The 3,432-nt window shown below is 65.7% G+C and carries 3 protein-coding genes; all 3 read left to right on the forward strand.

The window, feature by feature from the left end; translation table 11 throughout:
• Nucleotides 1-840: hypothetical protein (locus DBR23_RS18125; RefSeq protein ID WP_233250541.1), on the forward strand; the 840-nt coding region annotated here is incomplete at its 5' end.
• A 355-nt stretch (nucleotides 841-1,195) separates the two neighbouring features.
• A complete protein-coding gene (locus DBR23_RS18130) occupies nucleotides 1,196-2,287 on the forward strand; it encodes a GGDEF domain-containing protein (protein WP_233250542.1) in 1,092 nt (363 codons plus the stop codon).
• A gap of 164 nt (nucleotides 2,288-2,451) precedes the next feature.
• Nucleotides 2,452-3,090 carry a DUF1569 domain-containing protein gene (locus DBR23_RS18135; protein ID WP_233250543.1) on the forward strand — a complete coding sequence of 213 codons (639 nt, stop codon included), beginning with the start codon at nucleotides 2,452-2,454 and terminating at the stop codon, nucleotides 3,088-3,090.
• Nucleotides 3,091-3,432 lie beyond the last annotated feature (342 nt).

Consider the following 3,432-nt stretch of genomic DNA (forward strand, 5'->3'; position numbering starts at 1 on the left):
AGCTATGCCGACTACCGCGCCGAGCTGGCCCGCCGCAGCCACATCGCCCAGGCCATCGCCGCCGCCGAGTGGCTGGCCGCACAGTACGACCTGGACGCCGACGAGCTGGAAACCGCCGGGGCCGACGCCGAGGCCGTGATCCGCACAGGGCTGCTGATGCAGGCGCTGAACCCCAAGGCCATGGCGGCGAGTGAGTGGCCCAGCGCCCCGGTGTTTGAAAAGCTGGTGACTGCACTGCGCAAAAAGAAGGCACCCCTGCCGACGGCGCTGCGCCTGCCCCCCGGCGTGCCGGCAGAGCTGCGTGACGTGCTGCAAGCCCAATGCGCCACCGTGCTGGCCGACCTGCCCAAGCTTCTGCAATCCGCTGCGCCGCTGCGCACCCTGCTGAGCCCCATGGGCGCCTTCAGGGCACGCTACTTCCTGCTGGACGACCCTCTGGCCGAAGTGGACAGCTTTCACCGCAGCCTGGATGTGCTGGAGGACGACGATGAGCCTGCACAGCCTGCCAGCAAGACATGGACCAAGGCGACCGGGGGCAACGACGATGAGCACTCGCTGCTCACGCTCTTCCTGTGCCTGGCCGCCGGTGCGCCCAAGAAGACGCTGCTCACCGAGAAAACCGCCGCCAGCCTGGTGCGCAAGATCCGCAAGTCTGGCCTGCAGCCCGAACTGGCGTCTGACTTCATCCGCAGCCACGCGGCTGCCGCCTTCCAGCAGGACTATCTGGCTCTGTGGTCTGGTTTTGTGCAAGACGCCCAGGCCACGCTGACCAGCGACCGCGACTACCAGATGCACGATGCGCTGGCGCTGCTGCGGCGCGAATGCCACGTGGTGGGTTGACAGGTGCTCCCAACGGCCACGCGAGGAGGTATGGCCTGAGGGGCTCCAAGCGCCGGCTGAAGCACTGCATTGCTGCCCGCAAAGCGTCGCGGGGCAGTCAATGCTCTCGGTTACCATTGTTAACGTTGATAGTCATCTCACAGCCGGCAGGCGATAGCAGCCGGGCGTTGAGCGATGGCGTCGCGTTGTGAACCCACTCCATCGCCTGCCCGTACCCTCTGTGCACAGCCCCACCCTCCTTATCGTCGCGGCCATACTTGCAGCGCTGGTCACTGGCGTTTTATCCGCGGTGTGGCTCTTCAACAGACGTATTCCGGGACTTCGCCTCTGGGCGCAGGCATTGTTCTGCGCCACTGTGTTCTGCATCAACCTGTTGCTGCGCGACCATGTGCCGCTGCCATTGTCTGTTGTGCTGGCGCAGTCTTCCATTGCTTTGACTGCATACCTGTGCCTGCTGGGCGCACGCGAGTACATGGGCAAGGCGCCCCTGGGGCATGGTGTTGCCGCTCTGGCCTTGGGGCTTCTGCTGGCGACAGCCTTGTTTTTTACCCTGGTGAAGCCTAACGTGCAGGTGCGCATCGTGCTGACGGGTCTAGTGCCAGGGGTGATATTCATTGCGGCTGCACACACGCTGGCACGTGGCGGTTTTCGCAAGGTACCCGCACGGTACCTGTTTGCGGCCACGGTGGGTGTGCACGGTGCCTTCTTGCTCGTGCGGCCCTTATTGTTCAAGCTGGCCGCACCCACCGAAGGGGCGCAGCCCGAGGCGGGCATGGTGGCTGCGCTGTCGCAGTTTGTGGTTCTGGAGTCCACTCTCGCGGTGGTGCTGGTGGCGTTCGGCGCGTTGATGCTGACCAATGAGTTCATCACCAACGAACTGCGCCACCTCGCCGAGGTGGACCCGCTGACCAATGTGTTCAACCGCCGCGCGTTTCTGACCTTGTTGGACAAGGCCATCAGCAACGCCCAGCGCACGCAGACGACGTTGCCCGTGCTGGTGATGGACCTGGACCACTTCAAGAAGGTCAACGACAGCTGGGGCCACCGCGCGGGCGATGATGTGCTGCGCCATTTTGTGATGCTGGCCCAGCGCTGCCTGCGCAAGGAAGACGTGATGGGCCGCCTGGGGGGTGAGGAGTTCGCGATCTTCTTGCCCAATGCAGGGGCCGGTGGCGCCATTGCGGTGGCCGAGCGCCTGCGCGCCATGGTAGAGGCACACCCTGTGGTGACCGAGCAGCGCAGCATTGCGCTCACGGTGAGTGTTGGCGTCACCCTGTGCGCGGGCAGCGAGTCGGCGGGTACGGCCTTGCAGCGTGCGGATGAGGCCATGTACCTGGCCAAGGAGCGGGGGCGCAACCGGGTGGAGATGACGGTGGCCCCAGCTGCGCCCTTGGTTCCCGTTGCTGCAACCCCCGCGCCGACCGCACCAACTACCCTGGCGGCCTAGGAGCGGCGGAGCGCCGGGAAGGCGCCCAGGCCTTGCAGCCCTGCGCCATGGCGGGCTGTGTCGGCTGCCCGACCCTGGCGATGGCTGGAGGGGGCACAAGACAGACGCTGCCCGGCACAATCAACGCTTTCACACCACCCCCGGTGATGCGGGCAGACAACCCCATGGCAGTTCCACCCCCTTCTAGCGCACCCAAAGCCGCTACCCCCACAGCCACGCACCCCTCGCCCTCTGCGCCGCCGGCAGCGCCCGACCGGAGGGCGTTTCTGGCCATCGGCACGGGGGTGGCGCTCGCAGCGGCTGGTGCTGCCGGGTATTTTCTGCACCAGCCGGACAACGACAGGCAGCTGGTGTTTGCCACTCTGCACGATGCGATGCGCGAGGCCGAGCGGCTGAACGCAGCTTCCGTCCACGCGCTGGAACCCGCCACGGCCTGGACCTGGGCACAGACGCTGGTGCATTGCGCACAGAGCATTGAATACTCGCTGCAGGGTTTTCCGTTGCCCAAATCTGCGCTGTTCCAGAACACCCTGGGGGCGGCAGCTTTCAAGGTGTTTACCCTGCGGGGACGCATGAGCCACAACCTGGCAGAGCCTATCCCGGGCGCTCCCGCGCTGGATGCGCAGGCCACGGACACATCGGCCGCCATGGCCCGCCTGCGCCAGGCGGTGCAGGACTTTGCCATCCACACGGGGGCGCTGCAGCCTCACTTTGCCTACGGTGCACTGAGCCGGTCGCAGTACGAGCAAGCGCATGCCATGCACCTGGCCAACCACCTGTCGGCCTTTGAAGGGCGCGGGTAGGGCAGTCTCCGGCAACCGACGCGACGCCTCTCAGAACCCGCAGAGGCAAGCTTGTGTCGCAGGCGGAAGCCCCACGCAATTGCAGCCAAATTGATGCAAGTCAAGCGAGGCGGCTGGCCACGAGCAGCCCATGAAGGCGCTGCGCTTACGATGCATTTTGAGGTGAGGCGCCTTTGCTGACGTGACTGGAAATGCGCTCCTGCCTCCGCATCAAAAGGGATCAGAGCCATGGGCAGCAAGTGGAAAATTTATGCGGCCGCCGCAGCGCTGTTGTTGCTGGGCACCGTGCTGGTCGTGCGGTGGGCGCCCTGGCAGCCCAAGGGGCCCGGCCCCGGGTTTGTG

Origin of the sequence: Acidovorax sp. HMWF018 (assembly GCF_003061035.1) — a bacterium.
Classification (GTDB): Bacteria; Pseudomonadota; Gammaproteobacteria; order Burkholderiales; family Burkholderiaceae_C; genus Acidovorax; species Acidovorax delafieldii.

Bases quoted from the DNA above. Each gene is read 5' to 3' on its own strand.
- DBR23_RS18135 (WP_233250543.1), top strand. From the start codon at position 2,452: ATGGCAGTTCCACCCCCTTCTAGCGCACCCAAAGCCGCTACCCCCACA.